At 67.7% G+C, this 20,035-nt stretch carries 18 protein-coding genes; 2 read left to right on the top strand and 16 right to left on the bottom strand.

The window, feature by feature from the left end:
* The first annotated feature begins 116 nt into the window (after nt 1-116).
* A complete protein-coding gene (locus ACT009_RS15450) occupies nt 117-446 on the top strand; it encodes a hypothetical protein (protein ID WP_445191949.1) in 330 nt (109 codons plus the stop codon).
* 300 nt (nt 447-746) lie between these two features.
* Nucleotides 747-1,817: a type I restriction endonuclease gene (locus ACT009_RS15445; protein WP_445191948.1), complete on the top strand. Its 1,071-nt coding sequence runs from the start codon at nt 747-749 to the stop codon at nt 1,815-1,817.
* Nucleotides 1,818-2,371: 554 nt separating this feature from the next.
* Here ACT009_RS15445 and ACT009_RS15440 read toward each other — a convergent pair.
* The 16 genes from ACT009_RS15440 to kdpC form a co-directional block, all read right to left on the bottom strand.
* On the bottom strand, nt 2,372-2,680 hold the full coding sequence (locus tag ACT009_RS15440; RefSeq protein ID WP_445191947.1) for a GCN5-related N-acetyltransferase: 309 nt from the start codon (nt 2,678-2,680) through the stop codon (nt 2,372-2,374).
* A gap of 28 nt (nt 2,681-2,708) precedes the next feature.
* A complete protein-coding gene (gene lpdA, locus ACT009_RS15435) occupies nt 2,709-4,124 on the bottom strand; it encodes a dihydrolipoyl dehydrogenase (protein WP_445191946.1) in 1,416 nt (471 codons plus the stop codon).
* Between the two features lie 95 nt (nt 4,125-4,219).
* Nucleotides 4,220-4,507: a GIY-YIG nuclease family protein gene (locus ACT009_RS15430; protein WP_445191945.1), complete on the bottom strand. Its 288-nt coding sequence runs from the start codon at nt 4,505-4,507 to the stop codon at nt 4,220-4,222.
* Between the two features lie 97 nt (nt 4,508-4,604).
* Nucleotides 4,605-5,825, bottom strand: coding sequence for a 2-oxoglutarate dehydrogenase complex dihydrolipoyllysine-residue succinyltransferase (gene odhB, locus ACT009_RS15425; RefSeq protein ID WP_445191944.1), 1,221 nt, complete (start codon nt 5,823-5,825; stop codon nt 4,605-4,607).
* 161 nt (nt 5,826-5,986) lie between these two features.
* Entirely contained in the window at nt 5,987-8,920 is a 2,934-nt protein-coding gene (locus tag ACT009_RS15420) for a 2-oxoglutarate dehydrogenase E1 component (RefSeq protein ID WP_445191943.1), read from the bottom strand.
* Nucleotides 8,921-9,072: 152 nt separating this feature from the next.
* Nucleotides 9,073-9,957 carry a succinate--CoA ligase subunit alpha gene (sucD, locus tag ACT009_RS15415; RefSeq protein WP_445191942.1) on the bottom strand — a complete coding sequence of 295 codons (885 nt, stop codon included), beginning with the start codon at nt 9,955-9,957 and terminating at the stop codon, nt 9,073-9,075.
* Between the two features lie 54 nt (nt 9,958-10,011).
* Nucleotides 10,012-10,308, bottom strand: a complete 297-nt coding sequence (locus ACT009_RS15410) for a GIY-YIG nuclease family protein (protein WP_445191941.1) — start codon at nt 10,306-10,308, stop codon at nt 10,012-10,014.
* Between the two features lie 64 nt (nt 10,309-10,372).
* Nucleotides 10,373-11,335, bottom strand: a complete 963-nt coding sequence (gene mdh / locus ACT009_RS15405) for a malate dehydrogenase (protein ID WP_445191940.1) — start codon at nt 11,333-11,335, stop codon at nt 10,373-10,375.
* Between the two features lie 93 nt (nt 11,336-11,428).
* Nucleotides 11,429-12,544, bottom strand: a complete 1,116-nt coding sequence (gene zapE, locus ACT009_RS15400; RefSeq protein WP_445191939.1) for a cell division protein ZapE — start codon at nt 12,542-12,544, stop codon at nt 11,429-11,431.
* Nucleotides 12,545-12,678: 134 nt separating this feature from the next.
* Entirely contained in the window at nt 12,679-13,131 is a 453-nt protein-coding gene (locus tag ACT009_RS15395) for a PaaI family thioesterase (RefSeq protein ID WP_445191938.1), read from the bottom strand.
* 141 nt (nt 13,132-13,272) lie between these two features.
* Complete coding sequence (locus ACT009_RS15390; protein ID WP_445191937.1) at nt 13,273-14,070, bottom strand: succinate dehydrogenase iron-sulfur subunit; 798 nt, start codon at nt 14,068-14,070, stop codon at nt 13,273-13,275.
* 95 nt (nt 14,071-14,165) lie between these two features.
* Nucleotides 14,166-14,744 carry a ClpP family protease gene (locus ACT009_RS15385; RefSeq protein WP_445191936.1) on the bottom strand — a complete coding sequence of 193 codons (579 nt, stop codon included), beginning with the start codon at nt 14,742-14,744 and terminating at the stop codon, nt 14,166-14,168.
* 56 nt (nt 14,745-14,800) lie between these two features.
* On the bottom strand, nt 14,801-15,775 hold the full coding sequence (locus tag ACT009_RS15380) for a C13 family peptidase (RefSeq protein ID WP_445191935.1): 975 nt from the start codon (nt 15,773-15,775) through the stop codon (nt 14,801-14,803).
* A 234-nt stretch (nt 15,776-16,009) separates the two neighbouring features.
* A complete protein-coding gene (locus ACT009_RS15375) occupies nt 16,010-16,696 on the bottom strand; it encodes a response regulator (RefSeq protein WP_445191934.1) in 687 nt (228 codons plus the stop codon).
* Nucleotides 16,696-19,380: a DUF4118 domain-containing protein gene (locus ACT009_RS15370; protein ID WP_445191933.1), complete on the bottom strand. Its 2,685-nt coding sequence runs from the start codon at nt 19,378-19,380 to the stop codon at nt 16,696-16,698. The genes ACT009_RS15375 and ACT009_RS15370 overlap by 1 nt, the downstream gene beginning before the upstream one ends.
* On the bottom strand, nt 19,380-19,949 hold the full coding sequence (kdpC, locus tag ACT009_RS15365) for a potassium-transporting ATPase subunit KdpC (RefSeq protein ID WP_445191932.1): 570 nt from the start codon (nt 19,947-19,949) through the stop codon (nt 19,380-19,382). Before kdpC ends, ACT009_RS15370 begins: the two co-directional genes overlap by 1 nt.
* Nucleotides 19,950-20,035 lie beyond the last annotated feature (86 nt).

The raw sequence follows: 20,035 nt of genomic DNA, 5'->3' as shown, positions 1-20,035 counted from the left end.
GGCGCTAGTCCGGGGACATAGGGCGCGCGGGCTGCGGTCGCTACCTAGTGGCGTTGAAAAGTGCGGACGGTGTCTTAAGTTCGCGATACACGAACGATCGGGCACGGGGCGAAATCATGGGCAAGAAGAAGGACAAGAAGGCGGCGAAGGCGGCAGCTGCGGGCGCGACGACCAAGCCCGCGGGCTTCGCGATCCCCGACGAGCTGATGAAGCAGGGCGCGGCGCTGCTGGAAACGGCGAACACCCCGGCTGGCCGCGAGATGCTGGCGGCCGGGCTGACGATGGCCGCGGCGGCGGCGAGCGCGGCGCTGACCAAGCGCACGACGGACACGCCCGATGCGGCGGCGGCACACGGTGCGGCGAAGGAGCCGCCGGTGCTGGCGGATGCGCTGAACCAGGCGGCGGATGCGCTGATGAAGCGGTTCCTGGGGCCGAAAGCGGGGTAACCAGCAGCGTGGGTTTCGCCCCATTGTGCTCCCGCGAAGGCGGGAGCCCAGTACTGGGTCCCCGCCTTCGCGGGGACACGGGTGGCGCAAACGTTGCGACGCTACAGGTGGACGATCTCCACCCCGGTCGTCGACAGCGCGAGATAGTCGGCGGCGAGGCGGCGGTGGCACGTTGCGCACGTCGTTCGGATTCAACCAAGTAGAACGGCACGCGTAGATCCGTATACGACCGATACCGGGGCTGATCTTACTTGACTCGACCGGTAACCTCGTCAGGCTCGTCATCGAGGGGAGAGTCGAATGGAATTGGCTACCAAGCTCATCGAGCTCGAGAAAAGAACAGCGCAGCATCGTGAGCTTTTGCTGACTGAGGAAGCGGCCAAGACAGCGCTCGTGATGCCGTTCCTTCAGGCACTCGGCTATGATGTGTTCAACCCGGCCGAGGTCGTACCGGAATTCACCGCCGACGTCGGCATCAAGAAGGGTGAGAAGGTCGACTATGCCCTATGTATCGATGGGCGGGTCAGCATCCTGATCGAGTGCAAACCTTCGACCATTGATCTGGATCTGAAGCACGCTTCACAACTCTACCGTTATTTCGCGACGACCGACGCACGAGTAGCGTTGCTGACCAACGGCGTCGACTACCACTTCTATTCGGATATCGAGCAGCCAAACCGGATGGATGAAAAGCCGTTCTTCATGTTCTCGTTGGATGCGATCAAGCGGACCGATCCGACGACGCTGGAGCGTTTCTCCCGTACCGAGTTCAACATCGATGCGATCGTCGCAGAAGCGGGTCGGCTGAAGCTCGAGTCGCAAATGCGACTCGAGCTGGAGCGCGAATTTGCCGAACCTTCGCCGGAATTCGTGCGGATGATGGCCGCGAAGGTTCAGTCTGGGCGCATGACCGCTGCAGTCAAAGAGCAGTTCCAGCCGATCCTCGCAGCATCGATCGCTGCCCTAATCCGTGATCGCGTTAATGATCGCCTCACATCGGCACTGAACGTGGCGAACCCGGCGCCGACGGAAATCGTCGAGGGCAGTTCCGATGACATGTCGACGGGAGATGGCGTCATCACGACGGAGGAGGAGATCGGCGGCTTCCGGATCGTGCAAGCTATCGCTGCGCGCCACGTCGATCCCAAACGGGTCGTGATCCGAGACTCCAAGTCGTATTGCGCAATCCTGCTGGATGACAATAATCGCAAATCGATAGCACGCCTGCATTTCAACAGCCCGACGACGCGATATGTGGGGACGTTCAGCGGCAAGCTGGAAACCCGCCACTCGGTGGCGGCGCTGACCGACATCTACAAATTGGAGACGCAGATCGTAGGGCGCCTTCAAGAACTTGCCGACGAGAAATAGCCGTCCAAGGGCGTCAAGCACGAAGTACCCCGGCGGAGGCCGGGGCCCAGGTGGGGGACGGTCGTTGGCAGGCGTTGGGCTGCGTTACCTCGGCCATCGCGACTGGGCCCCGACCTTCGCCGGGGTACGGGTTAGCGGGTGGATTCGGGGCACGGGGCGCCCACTCCCACCTTGTGTCCCCGCGAAGGCGGGGACCCAGTACTGGGCTCCCGCCTTCGCGGGAGCACCATGAACGGGAGGCGAGCGGCGCGGAAAAGCTGCGGACGGTGAAGAAACGGTAGGCCCTAGGTAGAGCGGCGTACCCTGGCGGAGGCCGGGGCCCAGGTGAGACCGTCGTTGGCGGGTGTCGGGCTGCGTTAGCTCGGCCATCGCGACTGGGCCCCGGCCTTCGCCGGGGTACGGGTTAGCGGGTGGATTCGGGGCACGGGGCGCCCACTCCCACCTTGTGTCCCCGCGAAGGCGGGGACACAGTACTGTGCTCCCGCCTTCGCGGGAGCACAATGGGGCGGGCGGGTGGAGTGGCCGCGCAGTGGGCCTTCCCGCTCCCCTTCGCCCTAAAGCTTCGCCGCGCGGCGCCAGGCCAGCGAGCGGCGGTTCAGGTCGCGCAGGTCCGCTTCTCCGGCGATCGCGGCGTTGGCCAGCGCGACGGCACGGGCGAGGGTTTGGACCGCGATGTGGCGATAGGCCGGGCGGGCCGCGACCGCGTCGTACCAGCGGCCGCCGACGGCATTGTCGAGCAGGATGCGCTGGAAGCAATGGTCCGCGCTGACCGGCCAATCACGCGCGCGGGCGAGTGCGGGGAGGGTCTCGCGGGTCAGCGCGAGCCATTCGGCTTCCAGCGACAGGCGGTCCGGATCGATCATCGGTCGCGATCCGTCCCGCCCCGGCGCGTCACATGTGGATCGGCTTGCCCTGTACCGCCATCGCAGCCTCCTTCAGCGCCTCGGCGTGCGTCGGGTGGGCATGGCAGGTATAGGCGATGTCCTCGCTGGTGGCGCCGAACTCCATCGCGATGCCCGCCTCCGCGATCATCGTGCCGGCCAGGCTGGCGACGATCCACACGCCGAGCACGCGATCGGTCTTGGCGTCGGCGATCACCTTCACGAAGCCGTCGGTGTCGCGGTTGGTCTTCGCGCGGCTGTTGGCCATCATCGGGAACTTGCCGACCTTGATGCCCCCGCTCTCGGCGGTCTTCGCGGCCGCAGCTTCCTCGGTCAGACCGACGCCCGCGATCTCGGGCATGGTGTAGACCACGCTCGGGATGACGTCGTGATTGACGATGCCGGTGTGGCCGGCGATGTTTTCCGCCACCGCGACGCCCTCGTCCTCCGCCTTGTGCGCGAGCATCAGGCCGGGGATGACGTCGCCGATCGCCCAGATGCCGTCGACCGCGGTGCGGAAGTCGTGCCCGGTATCGATCTGGCCGCGGGCGTTGAGCCGGAGCCCCGCCGCGTCGAGGCCGAGGCCATCGACGTTGGGCTTGCGGCCGATCGCGACCAGCACCGCATCGGCCTGGAGCGTCTCGCCCTCGCCACCGGCGGCGGGTTCGACCTGGACGCTGGCCTTGTCGCCCTGGACGGTGACGCCGGTGACCTTGGTCGAGGTGCGCAGGTCGAAGCCTTGCTTCTTGAACAGCTTGGCGCTTTCCTTGCGGACCTCGCCGTCGAAGCCGGGCAGGATCTGGTCGAGATATTCGACCACGGTCACCCGGGCGCCGAGCCGACGCCACACGCTGCCGAGTTCGAGGCCGATCACGCCGCCGCCGATCACCACGAGATGCTCGGGCACCTTGGGCAGCGCGAGCGCGCCGGTGCTGTCGACGACGGTCTTCTGGTCGATCTCGACGCCGGGCAACGGGGTGACCGACGAGCCGGTGGCGATGACGATGTTCTTTGCGGTGACGGTCTGGTCGCCCACCTTGACGCTGTGCGCGTCCTGGAACGCGGCGCGGCCCTTCAGCCAGGTCACCTTATTCTTCTTGAACAGGAATTCGATGCCGCCGGTGAGTTCCTTCACCGCCTTGGCCTTTTCGGCGTGCATCTGATCGAGGTTGAGCGCGACGCCGGCGAAGTCGATGCCGAACTTGGCGAGGTGACCGCCCTTGGCCTCCTCGTAGATCTCCGACGCGTGGAGCAGCGCCTTGGACGGGATGCAGCCGACGTTGAGGCAGGTCCCGCCGAGCGTCTCGCGCGCCTCTGCACACGCGGTACGCAGGCCGAGTTGCGCGGCGCGGATCGCGGCGACATAGCCACCGGGCCCGGCGCCGATCACGAGGACGTCATAGTCGTATTGCTGGTCGTCGGCCATTCTTCTGCTCCATCGTGCTCCGGCAAACGCGGGAGCCCAGGGTTACGAGCGGGACCATCCTTGGCTCTGGGTTCCTGCGTTCGCAGGAACACATGTCAGAACAGCGTCTCGTACAAGTCCTTCCACTGCGGGTTGCTCTGCTCGATCAGATCGATCTTCCAGGCCCGCTTCCATTTCTTCATCTGCAACTCGCGTTGCCTTGCCGCTTGTATGTCGTCGCTCGCTTCGTACCAGACAAGCCGGGTACAGCGATGTTCCTTCGAGAACCCGTCGATCAACCGGTTGCGATGCTGGTAAGCCCGGGCCGGCAGATCGCTGGTCACGCCTAGATAGATCGTGCCGTTGCGGTTGCTCGCCATCAGGTAGACGCAGCCGGGTCTCATGCCCGACCTCTACCGTGTTCCTGCGAACGCAGGAACCCAGAGCCAAGAGCGCCGCGCTCCGTCACCCTGGGCTCCTGCGTGCGCAGAAGCACGAAGCTTACAGGTCGATCAGGATGCGCGTCGGGTCCTCGATAGCATTTTTCAGCGCGACCAGGAACGTCACCGCCTCGCGGCCGTCGATCAGGCGGTGGTCGTAGCTGAGTGCGAGGTACATCATCGGGCGGATCACGATCTGGCCGTCGACCACCACCGCGCGGTCCTCGATGCGGTGGAGGCCGAGCACCGCGGATTGCGGCGGGTTGATGATCGGGGTCGACATCAGCGAGCCGAACACGCCGCCGTTCGAGATGGTGAAGGTGCCGCCCTTCATCTCGTCCATCTTGAGCGTGCCGTCCTTGGCGCGCTTGCCGAAGTCGCCGATCGTCTTTTCGATGCCGGCGACGGTGAGCTGGTCGGCATCGCGGATCACCGGCACGACGAGGCCGCCGGGCGACGATACCGCGACCGAGACGTCGGCATAATCGTGGTAGACGATGTCGTCGCCGTCGATCGAGGCGTTGACGCTGGGGATGTCCTTCAGCGCCATGCACGCGGCCTTCACGAAGAAGCCCATGAAGCCGAGGCGGACGCCGTGCTTCTTTTCGAACAGGTCCTTGTACTTGGCGCGGGCCGCGATCACCGCGGTCATGTCGACGTCGTTGAACGTCGTCAGCATCGCGGCGGTGTTCTGCGCCTCCTTCAGGCGCTTGGCGATGGTCTGGCGCAGGCGCGTCATGCGGACGCGCTCTTCCTTGCGGCCGGATGTTGAGGCGGCGGGCGCGGGCGAGGCTGCAGGCGTCGGGGCGGCGGCTGCGGGCTTGGCGCTGGCGGCGGCGGTGACGTCTTCCTTGGTGATGCGGCCGTCGCGACCGGTGCCCTTCACGGTCGCCGGGTCGACGCCGTGTTCGAGGACGGCGCGGCGGACCGAAGGGCTGAGCGCAGCGGGGCCGTCGCCGGACGGTTCGGCGGCGGGCGCGGGCGCGGAAGCGGGGCTTTGGGTGACCGCGGGCTGCGGGGCGGCGGCCTGGGCGGGGGCGCTGCCGCCCGCATCGACGGTGGCGAGCATCGCGCCGACCTGGACGGTATCGCCGACCTGGACCGCGTGGCTGCCCATCACGCCCGCGACCGGGCTCGGCACCTCGACCGAGACCTTGTCGGTCTCGAGGCTGGCGATCGGCTCGTCCGCGGCGACCGCGTCGCCGGGCTGCTTGAGCCATTCGCCGAGCGTGGCCTCGGTGATCGATTCGCCCAAGGTCGGCACCAAGATTTCCGTCGCCATTCCCACTTCCTTCCACCCCGGCGAAGGCCGGGGCCCAGTGACGAAGCGATCATTGGTGACCGCTGCGCATGATTACATCAGCCTTCCCACCTGGGCCCCGGCCTTGGACCCCATCGAAGTAATACTTCGATGGGAGCCCCTTCGCCGGGGTGGTAGGAAGATCAGTTCTTCTTCGTCCGCCGGATTTCCCCGCGGACATTGTGGCCGAGCGCGTCGGCGACGAGCGCGGCCTGTTCGAGTTGGTGGCGCTTCATCAGCCCGGTCGCGGGTGACGCGGCGGCCGCGCGGCCGGCATAGCGGGCGCGGGCGACGCCGCAGCCCGCGGCCTTCAGCGACTCCTCGATGAAGGGCTCGACGAAGGTCCAGTAGCCGTTGTTGCGCGGTTCCTCCTGCGCCCAGACGACGTCTTCGAGGGTCGGCATCCGCGCGATCCGAGCCGCCAGCGCGTCGCCGGGGAACGGATAGAGCTGTTCGACGCGCACGATCTGGGTGGCGGTGTCGCCCGCCGCGTCGCGCGCCTCGATCAGGTCGTAGGCAACCTTGCCGGTGCACAGCACCAGGCGGCGGGTGGCCGTGTCGGGGGCGCCGTTGGTGTCCGACAGCAGCCGCTGGAAGTGGCTGTCGCCGAGGAAATCAGCGGTCTCGCTGACCGCCAGCTTGTGGCGGAGCAGCGACTTGGGCGTCATCACCACCAGCGGCTTGCGGAAGGTGCGGTGCATCTGCCGCCGCAGCAGGTGGAAGTAATTGGCCGGGGTGGTGCAGTTCGCGACCTGCATATTGTCCTGTGCGCACAGCTGCAGGAAACGTTCCGGGCGCGCCGAGCTGTGTTCGGGCCCCTGCCCCTCATAGCCGTGCGGCAGCAGCATCACGAGGCCGTTGGCGCGGAGCCACTTGGCCTCGCCCGCGGCGATGAACTGATCGATCATGATCTGCGCGCCGTTGACGAAATCGCCGAACTGCGCCTCCCACAGCACCAGCGTCTTCGGATCGGCGATCGCATAGCCATATTCGAAGCCGAGCACGCCATATTCGCTGAGCGGCGAATCGAGGATCTCGACGCGGCCATGCTCGATCTGCGCGAGCGGCAGGTATTTGTGCTCGTCGGTCTGGTCGATCCACACCGCGTGGCGCTGCGAGAAGGTGCCGCGGCCCGAATCCTGGCCCGAAAGGCGGACGCCATAGCCCTCCGACAGCAGCGACCCGAACGCCAGCGCCTCGCCGGTCGCCCAGTCGAAGTTGGCGCCGCTCGCGAACATCTCGCGCTTGGCGTCGATCACGCGGGCGAGCGTCTTGTGGATCACGATGCTGTCGGGGACGGTCGTCAGCGTGCGGCCGAGCGAGTCGAACAACTTGCGGTCGAGCCCGGTATCGACGCTGCGCCGCGCGGTCTCGGGATCGGCGGGGGCGTGGAGGCCCGACCAGCGACCCGCGAACCAGTCGGCGCGGTTGGGCTTGTAGGCGGCGCCCGCCTCGAACTCGCCCTCGAGCAGGTTGGTGTACTGGGTGACGTTGTCGTCGAGCCACTGCTTGTCGATCACGCCTTCCGCCACCAGTCGCTCGCCGTAGAGCGTGCTGACCGGCGGGTGATCCTTGATCGCTTTGTACATCAGCGGCTGGGTGAAGCTCGGCTCGTCGCCCTCGTTGTGGCCGAAGCGGCGATAGCACCACATGTCGATGACGATGTCGCGGTGGAAGGTCTGGCGGAACTCCATCGCCATCTTGGTGGCGAAGGTCACCGCCTCCGGATCGTCGCCGTTGACGTGGAAGATCGGCGCCTGGACGCCCTTGGCGACGTCCGACGGATAGGGCGACGAGCGCGCGAACTGCGGGCTGGTCGTGAAGCCGATCTGGTTGTTGATGATGAAATGAACGCAGCCGCCGGTGTTGTAGCCGCGGATCCCGGAGAAGCCGAGGCATTCCCAGACGATCCCCTGCCCCGCGAACGCCGCGTCGCCGTGGATCAGCACCGGCAGCGAGGCGGTGTGTTCCTTCAGGTCGCCCGCGATCGTCTGGATCGCGCGGGTCTTGCCGAGCACGACCGGGTCCGCCGCCTCGAGATGCGAGGGGTTGGCGACCAGCGACATATGGACCTTGATCCCGTCGAAATCGCGATCGGTGCTGGTGCCGAGATGGTATTTGACGTCGCCCGATCCGCCGATGTCGTCGGGGTTGGCGGAGCCGCCCGCGAATTCGTGGAAGATCACGCGCAGCGGCTTTGCCATCACGTTGGCGAGCACGTTCAGCCGGCCGCGGTGCGCCATGCCGAACACGATCTCGCGGACGCCGTACTGGCCGCCATATTTGATCACGCTTTCGAGCGCAGGGATCATCGATTCACCGCCGTCGAGGCCGAACCGCTTGGTGCCGACATATTTGCGGCCGAGGAATTTCTCCCACTGCTCGGCCTCGATCACCTTGTTGAGGATCGCTTTCTTGCCGAGCGGGCTGAAATCGGCGCCCTTGTCCTTCCCCTCCATGCGATCCTGGAGGAAGCGGCGTTCCTCGACATCGACGATGTGCATGTATTCGAGGCCGACATTGCTGCAGTAATTGGCGCGCAGCGTGTCGACGAGTTCGCGCACGGTGGCCCATTGCAGCCCCATCGTGCCGCCGAGATAGACCGGGCGATCGATGTCGGCGTCGGTGAAGCCATGGTAGTCGGTCTTCAGATCCTCCGGCATCTCGCGGCTGGCGAGGCCGAGCGGATCGAGGTTGGCGGCGAGGTGGCCGCGCACGCGATAGGTGCGGATCAGCAGCTGCGCGCGGATCGCGTCGCCCGCGGCCTTGATGATGTCGTCCTGCGACGGCGCGGGCGCCGCGGCGGCGGGCGCCGCCTTGCCACCCTTGGCGGGCCTGGGCGCGGGCTCCATCTGGGTCGGATCGAGCGCCGCGGTGAGATCGTCGGTGGTGGTCAGCGGCCAGGTCGAGCGTGCCCAGCTGGGGCCGGTCGCGGTCGACTCCAGCCCTTCGAAGAAGGCGCGCCAGCCGGGCTCGACGGTGTCGGGCGACCTCTTGTAGGTCGCGTACAAGCCCTCGACAAACGCCGGGCTGACGCCCGAGGCGATGTCGCTGAAATCCTGGCCTTCGTAGCCCATGATCCGTTTCCTTACGCCCCTCTCCCATCGGGAGAGGGAGGGGCCCGCCGCCCGCAGGGCGGTGGGAGGGTGAGGGTGAAGCGAGAGGGCTCATCACCCTCACCCTTCCGCGCCTGCGGCGCTCCCTCCCTCTCCCGCCGGGAGAGGGATTTTTACCCGTTCAACACTTCCAGCAGCGTCGTGCCCAATTCGGACGGGCTCGCCGACACCTTGATCCCGGCGGCTTCCATCGCCGCGATCTTGTCCTCGGCGCCGCCCTGGCCGCCCGACACGATCGCGCCGGCATGGCCCATGCGGCGTCCCGGGGGCGCGGTGCGGCCGGCGATGAAGCCAGCCATCGGCTTCTTGCGGCCACGCTTCGCCTCGTCGCGGAGGAACTGCGCGGCTTCTTCTTCGGCCGAGCCGCCGATCTCGCCGATCATGATGATCGACTTGGTCGCATCGTCGGCGAGGAAGAGTTCGAGCACGTCGATGAAGTTGGTGCCGTTGACCGGATCGCCGCCGATCCCGACCGCGGTGGTCTGGCCGAGCCCGGCGTTCGAGGTCTGGAACACCGCCTCGTAGGTCAGCGTGCCCGAGCGCGAGACGACGCCGACCGAACCCTGCTTGAAGATGCTGCCGGGCATGATCCCGATTTTGCACTCGCCAGGCGTCAGCACGCCAGGGCAGTTCGGACCGATCAGCCGCGACTTCGATCCCGACAACGCGCGCTTGACGCGGACCATGTCGAGCACCGGGATGCCTTCGGTGATCGTGACGATCAGCGGGATCTGCGCGTCGATCGCCTCGAGGATCGAATCCGCGGCGAAGGGCGGCGGCACGTAGATCACGCTCGCGGTCGCCCCGGTCTTCGCCTTCGCCTCGGCGACGGTGTCGTAGACCGGCAGCCCGAGATGCTCGATCCCGCCCTTGCCCGGCGTCACGCCGCCGACCATCTGCGTGCCGTATTCCAGCGCCGCCTTGGTATGGAAGCTGCCGGTTTCGCCGGTCATCCCCTGGGTGATGACCTTGGTGTTCCTGTCGACGAGGATGCTCATCTTATCTCCAAACCTACCACCCCGGCGAAGGCCGGGGCCCAGTTGGGAAGGTGATCATGGTAGAGCGATACGATCGTACAGGTCATCCCATTCGGGATTAAGCCCTTCGATTTCCCGCAACTTCCATGCACGCTTCCATTCCTTCATCTGCTTCTCACGCAGTCGGGCCGCTTCCCATCCACCGCATGCTTCGTACCAGACGAGATAGCGGCACCCATGTTCCGCGGCGAACGCACCGCCAACTCCGTTGCGATGTTCCCATGCCCGTTTGGCAAGGTCGATCGTCGAACCAAGGTAGAGCGTTCCGTTCCGCTGACTGGCCATGATGTAGACGAAGGCCTGATCCTCCATAACATCCGCCTTCCCAACTGGGCCCCGGCCTTCGCCGGGGTGGTGCGCTCTTAACGCAGAGGCCTTAGTTCAGCGAGTTGTCGATCCCCTTGCACGCCACCAGCAGCTCCTTCACCGCATCGACCGACACCGCGAGGTTGCCCTTGGCTTCGTCGTCGAGCTTGATCTCGACGATCTTCTCGACGCCGCCGGCGCCGATCACCACCGGTACGCCGACGTAGAGATCGTCGATGCCATACTGGCCCGACAGGTGCGCCGCCGCGGGCAGGACGCGCTTCTGGTCGTAGAGGTAAGCCTCCGCCATGGCGATACCGCTCGTCGCGGGGGCGTAATAGGCGCTCCCGGTTTTCAGCAGCGCGACGATCTCGCCGCCGCCACCGCGGGTGCGCTTGACGATCGCGTCGATCTTTTCCTGGGTCGAGAAGCCCATCTCGATCAGGTCGGGCACCGGGATGCCGGAGACGGTCGAATACTGGATCACCGGGACCATCGTGTCGCCGTGCCCGCCGAGCACGAAGCTCGTCACGTCCTTCACCGACACGTCGAATTCCTCGGCGAGGAAATGGCTGAAGCGCGCCGAATCGAGCACGCCGGCCATGCCGACGACCTTGTGGTGCGGCAGGCCGGAGAATTCGCGCAATGCCCATACCATCGCGTCGAGCGGGTTGGTGATGCAGATCACGAAGGCGTCGGGGGCGTTGTCGCGGATGCCCTCGCCGACCGCCTTCATCACCTTCAGGTTGATGCCGAGCAGGTCGTCGCGGCTCATGCCGGGCTTGCGCGCGATCCCGGCGGTGACGATGATCACGTCGGCGCCGGCGATGTCGGCATAGTCGTTGGTGCCGGTGATCTTCGCGTCGAAGCCCTCGACCGGCGCGCATTGCGACAGATCGAGCGCCTTGCCCTGGGGCACGCCCTCGACCACGTCGAACAGCACGATGTCGCCGAGACCCTTCAGCGCCGCGAGATGGGCGAGGGTTCCGCCGATGTTGCCGGCGCCGATGAGCGCGATCTTCTTGCGGGCCATTCAGTCCTTCTCCGTCGTGGGGCACGAATGGTCACGCCGGATAGGCGCATCGGTCCCGAAGCACAACCGCTAAAGACCAAGCGTTAACGATCTCTACTGCGACTGGTTCGCAGTATCAATAGTGCCATGGCCCTGCTCGAGATAGGTCTCGGAGCGCATCTCTTCGAGGCGGCTGACGGTACGCTGGAATTCGAAACGCCCGTCGCCCGCGGGGTAGAGCGCATCGGGCTGCGCGTCCGCGGCGGCGAGCAGCTTGACCTTGTGTTCGTAGAGCGAGTCGATCAGCTGGACGAAGCGTGCCGCCTCGTTGCGGTTTTCCGGGCCGAGCACGGGGATGCCGACCAGGATCACGGTGTGGTAGCGGCGCGCGATCGCGAGATAGTCGGCGGCGCCGCGCGCCTCGCCGCACAGCTTCTTGAACGCGAACACCGCGACCCCCTTCAGCGCCTTCGGCACGCGCAGCGTGCGGCCCTGGACGCTCAGCATCTCCTCGGGAACGTGCTCGGCATCTTCGGGCGGGTAATCGGTGAGGCGGAAGAAGGCGGCGGAGAGCTGCGCGGTGGCGCCGGCGCCGTTGGGGACGAGCCAGGTATCCTGCTGGCCGAGCCGGTCGCGGCGATAATCGACCGGCCCGTTGAGCGCGAGCACGTCGAGCCGGGTCTCGATCAGCGCGATGAAGGGCAGGAAATGTTCGCGGTTGAGCCCGTTCCGGTAGAGATCGGCGGGCGCGCGGTTGGAGGTGGTGACGATCACCACGCCCGCCGCAATCAGCGCGGTGAACAGCCGCGACAGGATCATCGCGTCGGGCGAGTTGGTCACCATCATCTCGTCGAACGCGAGCAGCCGGGTCTCGTCCGCGATCTGCGCGGCGATCGCGGCGATCGGATCGCCGGCTTCCTTGCGGCGCTCGATCGCGATGCGGCCATGGATCTCGATCATGAACTCGGCGAAGTGGACGCGGCGCTTGCGCGGCTCGGCGGCCTTGCCGACGAACAGGTCCATCAGCATCGATTTGCCGCGACCGACCCCGCCCCAGAGGTAGACGCCACGCGGCGGCGCCGGGCGGCGGAGGCGGGCGAGCAGGCCGGGCTTGCGGGCGAGGCCGGTGGCGAGCGCGTCGAGGTGCGCGGCGGCGGCGGCCTGTTCGGGATCGGGGCGCAACTCGCCCGCGGTGATGAGGGCGTCGTAGGCGGCGAGGACGCCGGTCATCGGCGCACTACCCCGACGGAGGCCGGAGCCCAGTCGGGAAGGTGGAGATAAAGGAGCGCAGCGCCAGCCAAATTCCGCCGTCGCTGCTGGGCCCCGGCCTTCGCCGGGGTGGCGGCTTCACATCGACGAGCCATCTACTTGGCCGACGACTTGCGCACGGTCGCGCCGAAGCTGGCGATGGTGGGTTCGCCCTCCTGGACGATCAACCCGCGCAGGAACAGCAAACGGCCGGTCTCGCGCAGCAGCTCCAGCCGCGCCTCGATCGGGACGCCGATCCGTGCCGCGCCGATGAACTGCGCGGAGAGGTCGACGGTCACCGCGCCGCCGGCCGACAGGCAGCCGAACGCACGGGCGGCGGCGAACAGCGCGACGTCCATGAAGCCGAGCAGCGCGCCGCCATGCACCGCGTCGCGCATGTTGGAATGCTGGTGGCCCGGGACCATGCGAACCCGGGCGATCTCGCCCTCGACCCGGACGTGGAGCGGTTCGATGAAGGCGTTGAAGCGGGTCGGGTCGCGGAACTGCCAGCGCTTCCAGCCCAGCATGTCGGGATCGTCTTCGTAGACGAAGAGGGGGTGGTCGGTCATCACATCCCGTTCGTGCCGAGTAGGGTCGAGCCTGTCGAGACCCGTATCGAGGTACGGCCCCAGGCGATGTCTCTCGAAACGCCGTCTCGACAAGCTCGACGACTACTCGAGACGAACGGAAAAGAGGAAGCGCCGGCGGGATTAAAGAACCCGCTCGGCTTCCATCTTCTTGACCTCGGCAATCGCCTTGGCGGGGTTGAGGCCCTTGGGGCACGTGTTCGCGCAGTTCATGATGGTGTGGCAGCGATACAGGCGGAACGGGTCCTCGAGCTGGTCGAGGCGTTCGCCGGTCATCTCGTCGCGGCTGTCGGCAAGCCAGCGATACGCCTGCAACAGGATCGCCGGGCCGAGGAACTTGTCGCTGTTCCACCAATAGCTCGGGCACGAGGTCGAGCAGCAGGCGCACATGATGCATTCGTACAGGCCGTCGAGCTTGGCGCGGTCCTCGGGCGACTGCAGGCGCTCCTTGCCCGAGGGCGGCGGCGTGACCGTCTGCAGCCACGGCTTGATCGAGGCATATTGCGCGTAGAAGTGCGTGAAATCGGGGACGAGATCCTTGATCACGTCCATCGCGGGCAGCGGGGTGATGCGGATGTCGCCGCGGACGTCCTCGATCGCGGTGGTGCAGGCGAGCCCGTTCTTGCCGTCGATGTTCATCGAGCACGACCCGCAGATGCCCTCGCGGCACGAGCGGCGGAAGGTGAGCGAGCTGTCCTGTTCGGCCTTCATCTTGATGAGCGCGTCGAGCACCATCGGCCCGCATTCGTCGAGGTTCAGTTCGAAGGTGTCGTAGCGCGGGTTCTCGCCGCTGTCGGGATCGTAGCGATAGACCTGGAATTTCTTCACCCGCGTGGGCGCGGCACCGTCATGGGCGGTCGCCTTGTGGACCTTACCCTTCTTGCTGACCTTGCTGTTCTTGGGCAGGGTGAACTCGGCCATTGCCGCGGCGCTCCAACGATGATTGTTGCGATGCAGCTATGCCTTCGCCCTGCCCGGCGCAAGGGGCTGGGGCCTGCCCCACCTCAGATCATGCCTCAGATGACATCGAGCACCAGCCCGAGATCGCGGGCTTCCTCCGCCTCCAGATACCAGTTCGACGGCGCCTTCTGGCGGAGTGTTTCGAAGCTGACGCTGGAGCCGGCGACGAGATCGCGGAAGCCTTCGTCCTGGATGCGGATCGAATCCTCGATTTCGTTGAGCTTGGCCTTCAGCGTGTGGCTGAGCGTGTTGAGCGGGCCCGACAGGTGCACCGTGCTGGTCATCAGCCGTTCGTGGATCATCAGCCGCGAATGCCGGGTCAGGAAGCGCTTCTCGACCGGGAAGCCGGCCATGAAGGTCGCGCCCGCCGAATAGACCGCGACCTTGCCCAGGAACAGCGTCTCGCGCCCGGTATATTCGCGCAGCAGGCGGATGTCGTCGGCCATCGCGCGCGCCATTTCCGGATCGCCGCCGAGCGTGGTGATCGACACCACCAGCGGGCCGTCGGCAGGCGCGTCGGCGAGCTGCGCCTTGAAGCGCATGTACATGCCCTCGTCGACCGGGCCGTGAAGCTGGACGTGCGGCATCGCGAGCAGGGGGTAGTTGGTCGCGTTGGTCGGGCTGTAATTGGTCATGCTGCCCGAAACAGCGCGGGCGCGGCAGTGTTCCCGCGGTGCGAAATAAAGCACGATCAGTCGGCGGTCAGCGATTCCAGCGCGGGGCGTCCGACCGGGCGAGTGGCGGGCGGCAGATCGGCTTCGAGCGCGGCGAGCCAGGGCGCGGTCGCGCGGCCGATGCTGATCTGCGGGCGCGACGCCTCCAGCTTGCCCTTGCGTTCCCACGCCGCGATCGACTGGCGCGCCTCTGCCGCCGCGGTCGCGATCGGCAGGGGACGGCGCATCGCCTGGTTGATCAGCGCGTCGCCGAAGAAGGTCCAGTCGTTGTCGGACTGGCAGCCGAACGAACTGCGATCGGCCGACGAGGCGGTAACGATGACCGAGGTGGGGGATGCGAGACCGGGAACGAACACGCCGGAATAGCAGGCGCTGATCATGACGAGGCGGTTCTTGATCCCGACCTCCGCGAGCATCGCGCGCAGCCGGGTCGGCGAGATCGCGCCGAACCCCTGGTCGCCATCGTCGTAGACGATCCCGAATGGCGCGCCGTGGCTGGTGGTGTAGAGCACCAGCACGTCCTCCTTGCCCATCAGTTCGCCGAGCTGGGCGAGCACCGCGGCGAGATTGGCGGGCGATCCCATCGGCAGCGTGCTCGCGGCGCTGCCGTCGGAGCCGGCGAGGACGACGCTGCGCCCGGCCGCGGCATAGCGGCGTTCCAGCACCCGGCCCGCCTCCCGCGCCTCGCGTCCGAACACCGCATCGCTGTCGAGCGCGACCGCGACGACATAGGCGTCGACCGTGCCGGGGCGTTCGGGGCCGATCGCGGCAAGTGCACGGTCGAGCCGGCGATGCTCGGCGAGCTGGTAGGCGACGGTGCGGTCGCGCTCAATCGCGGTGCCGGTGTCCGCGAGCGCGGCGAGATCGGCCTCGGACTGGCCCTCGATCAGCGGCTGCGGACGGGTATGCGCGGGCGGGCGATAATCCTGCGTCGCCGCCGGGCCGGTCACCGACGCCAGCAGCACGCACGCGAGGGCGATCAGCCTGTTCATATTATGCGATGGTTGTTGTTGGTGGGGTGGGAGTCAAGCGGTTGGGAGTGGTGTGCTCCGTCCCGGTGTGCTCCCAAAGGGGTAGCGACGTCACATTCCAATTCTGCTTCGTACCCCGGCGGAGGCCGGGGCCCAGGTGCGAAGGTGGAGGTCACCGGGCGCAGCGCATGCCAATGAGCGTCTCGTAACTGGGCCCCGGCCTTCGCCGGGGTGGTGTCAGCAGCTGAGCCGCCCTCACCCGTCCACCCGCAACCGATAGCCGACCCCGAGTTCGTTTGCGATCAGGCTGCCGACCGGGTCCGGCGCTTCGAGTTTCTGGCGGAGGTTGCGGACGACGATGCGGAGATATTCGATGCGGGCGTCCTCGTCGCCGCCCCAGGCGGCGGCCATGATGCGGTCGTGGGTGACGACGCGATTGGCGTGGCGGGCGAGGATGGTCAGGACCTCGTGTTCCTTGCGGGTGAGGTGGAGTTCGGCTGCGCCGCGGCTGACGAGGCGGCGGTCGAGGTCGATCGTCAGGTCGCCCTTGCGGACGATCTTGGCGACCGTCTCCGACGCGCCCTGGTGGCGCAGTGCGACGCGGAGGCGGGCGAGGAGTTCGTCGGTGTCGAACGGCTTGGTGACATAATCGTCGGCGCCGAGATCGAGCGCGGCGACCTTCTCGTCGGTGGCGTCGCGGGCCGAGACGACGAGGATGACGACGTCGCCGCGCTGGCGCAGCACCGGGATCAGCCCGAGCCCGTCGCGGTCGGGCAGGCCGAGATCGAGCAGGATCGCGGCGGGATGTTCGGCGGCGGCGCAGGCGATCGCGCCGCGCCCGTCGATCGCCTCGACCACGGTGTAGCCGGCGCGTTCCAGCGTGTTGCGGAGCAGCCGGCGGATCGAGATCTCGTCGTCGACGACCATGATCTTGGCGGGCATCAGATCGCGCTTCCGGGGGCGGGGCTGCGGACGATGAGCGCGGAGGGGAAGACCAGCGTGAACGCGGCGCCGGTGGCGTCGGCGCGATTGCCGGCCTCGACCGTCATGCCCATCGCCTCCGCGAACGCCTTCACGATCGCGAGGCCCAGCCCGGTGCCGCCGGTCGCGCGGTCCGATCCCTCCAGCCGGCGGAACGTCTCGAACACCTCCGCCTCCCTTCCCGGCGGCAGGCCGGGCCCCTCGTCGAGCACCGATAGCCGGATCTCGCCATAGCGGTGCACGCCTTCGACGACGATCCCCGTTCCCGGATCGCCGTAGCGGCCGGCATTGTCGAGCAGGTTCAGCAGGCAGTGATGGAAGAGCTGGGGATCGACGCGGACGAGCGGCAGATCGGGCGGCACGTCGAGCCGGACCCGATGCCCCTCCAGCGCGCGGCGGGCGTCGTGCGCGGCGCCCGCGATGGCGTCGCCGAGGTCGGTCGCTTCGACGTTGAGCTTCAGCGCGCCGGCCTCGACCCGCGCCATGTCGAGCAGGTTGGCGACGAAGCGGTTGAGCCGCGCCGCCTCGCTCTTGATCGTGCCGATCAGCTCCGGCGTGGCGCCGTGGTCGAGCTGATCGGCGGCGGCGATCACCGCGGTCAGCGGCGTGCGCAGATCGTGGCTGACCGACGACAGCAAGGCGGCGCGCAGGCGATCGCGGGTGCGCACCGCGTCGACGTCGCGCATCTCGAGTTCGAGCCGCAGGCGTTCGAGCACCAGCGCCGACTGGTCGATCAGGCTGGTCAGCAACGGCAGCTGATCGGCGCGGACCGGATCGCCGCCGTTTTCCCGCGCAACGCCCAGCACCGCGAGGGTGCGTCCGCCCGCCTTCACCGGCTGGAACAGCCATTCGGACGCGGCGAGCGTGCCCGATCCCTTTCCCGCCGCGGTGCCGTTGTCGAACGCCCAATGCGCGGCGGCGAGATCCATCGTGTCGAGCCGGTAGCCGGGCGAGCTCGCCGCCTGGACGGTGAGGCCCGGTTCGGTCGCGGCGGCGAGCAGCACGGTCTGCACCCCGAACAGCCGGGCGACGTCCTCGCAGATCATCCGCGCCGCCTCCGACGCGTCGTTGATCCCGCTCAGCTGGCGGAGGAAGCCCGCGAGGGTCGCGTTGGTCTGCGCGCTGGCGGCGGCGAGATCGGCCTGGGCGCGGACCCGCGAGGTCAATTGGCTGGTGGCGACCGCGACGCCGAGCAGGACGAAGACCGAGACGACGTTTTCGGGGTTGCTGACGCTCAGCGTGCCGACCGGGGGCAGGAAGAAGAAATTGTACGCGAGGCTCGACGCGATACCCGCGAACAGCCCCGTTCGGAGGCCGAACAGGCTGGCGGCGACCATCACCGGCAGCAGATAGAGCAGCGCGACGTTGCCGAGATCGAGGATGTGGAACAGCGCGCTGGCGATCGCCGTAACCGCGGCGACCAGTGCGGTCGTCATCGCATAGCCGATCGGCGAGCCCCATACCGCCGCCGCGCTGCGGCGGCGGCGGCGCGGCGGCGGTCCGGCCGGGGCCTCGTCCATCGGGAGGACGTGGACGGTGACGCCGGGGGTCTCGCGGATCAGGCGGTCGACCACCGATCCGTGGCGCAGTTCGAACCAGCGCGAGCGCCGCGACTTGCCGACCACCAGCTGAGTCGCGCGGGCATGCGCCAGGAAGCCGCGAATCCCATCGACCACCGACGCCGCGGGCACCGTCGCGACCACCGCGCCGAGCTGCGTGGCGAGCGTCATCGCCTCCGCCACGCGCTGGTGCTGGGCGTCGTCGAACTGCGCGGTCCGCGGGGTTTCGATGAACACCGCGGTCCATTGCGCGTGCAGGCCGTCGGCGACGCGCTTGGCGGCGCGGACCAGCCCGGCGGCGCCCGGCAGCTCGTTGATCGCGACGACGATGCGGTCGGTGCCCGCCCAGGTGCCGCCGACGCCCAACGCCCGGACGTGATCGAGCATCTGCGCGTCGACCGCCTGCGCGGCGCGGCGCAGCGCCAGTTCGCGCAGCGCCGACAGGTTCGATTTGGAGAAGAAGTGGCCGAGCGCGCGGGTCGCCTCGTCGGGCAGATAGACCTTGCCCGCTTTCAGCCGCTCGATCAGCTCGTCGGGCGGGATGTCGACGACCTCGATCTCGGCCATTTCGAGGATGCTGTCGGGCACCGTTTCGCGCACCCTGACGCGGGTGAAGCTGGCGACGATGTCGTTGAGGCTTTCGACATGCTGGATGTTGATCGTCGAATAGACGTCGATCCCGGCGGCGAGCAGTTCCTCGACGTCCTGATAGCGTTTCGGATGGCGGCTGCCGGGCGCGTTGGTGTGGGCAAGTTCGTCGACCAGCGCGAGCCGCGGCGCGCGGGCGAGGATCGCGTCGAGGTCCATCTCGCCCAGCGTGCGGCCTTCATAGGCGACGTCGCGGCGCGGCACGATCTCCTGCCCGCGGGTGAGCGCCGCGGTCTCGGCACGGCCGTGGGTCTCGACCACCCCGACGACGACGTCGACCCCGTCGCGGCGGCGGGCGGCACCCTCCGACAGCATCTCGAAGGTCTTGCCGACGCCGGGCGCGGCGCCGAGGAAGATCTTCAGGCGTCCCCTGCCCTCCTGCGCGGCTTGGCGCAGCAGGGCGTCGGGATCGGGACGGTCGTCCGCGCCGGATCCCATCAGCGTGCGGGAGCGTCCAGTGCGCGGTTGATCGCGAGCACGTTGACGTGCGGTTCGCCGAAGATCGAGGTGTCGGTGTTGGCGGTGACGACCGCGCGAACATGGGCGATCGCGACGCCGCGGACGCGGGCGATGCGTGGCGCCTGGGCGAGCGCGGCGGCGGGCGACAGATCGGGATCGAGGCCCGAGCCGCTGGCGGTGACGAGATCGGCGGGCAGTGCGCCCGTGACGCCTTCGCCGCGACGCTTCGCGATGTCGGGCTCGATGCGATCGACCAGCGCCTGCGACGCGGGGCCGAGGTTCGAGCCCGACGAGGCCAGCCCATCATAGCCCTTGCCCGCGGCGGACGGCCGAGTCTGGAAATAGCGATCGGCGGTGAACGCCTGCCCGACGACGGTGGAACCGATCACCCGCCCGTCGGCGGTGACGAGGCTGCCGTTCGCCTGGCTTGGGAAGATCGCCTGTCCGATGCCGGTCATCGCGAGGGGATAACCGATCCCGAGCAGCAGCGCGAACAGGATCGTCATGACGATCGCGGGGCGGAGCGCGGTGGTGAAGTCGGATGTCATTCTGCAACTCCTTGTGTCCCCGCGAAGGCGGGGACCCAGTACTGGGCTCCCGCCTTCGCGGGAGCACGATGGACGGTCATGTCCAG

The organism is Sphingomonas sp. Tas61C01 (genome assembly GCF_052567495.1).
The sequence above is the reverse complement of the archived record's forward strand: the minus strand, read 5'-3'. Positions and strand labels throughout refer to the sequence as shown.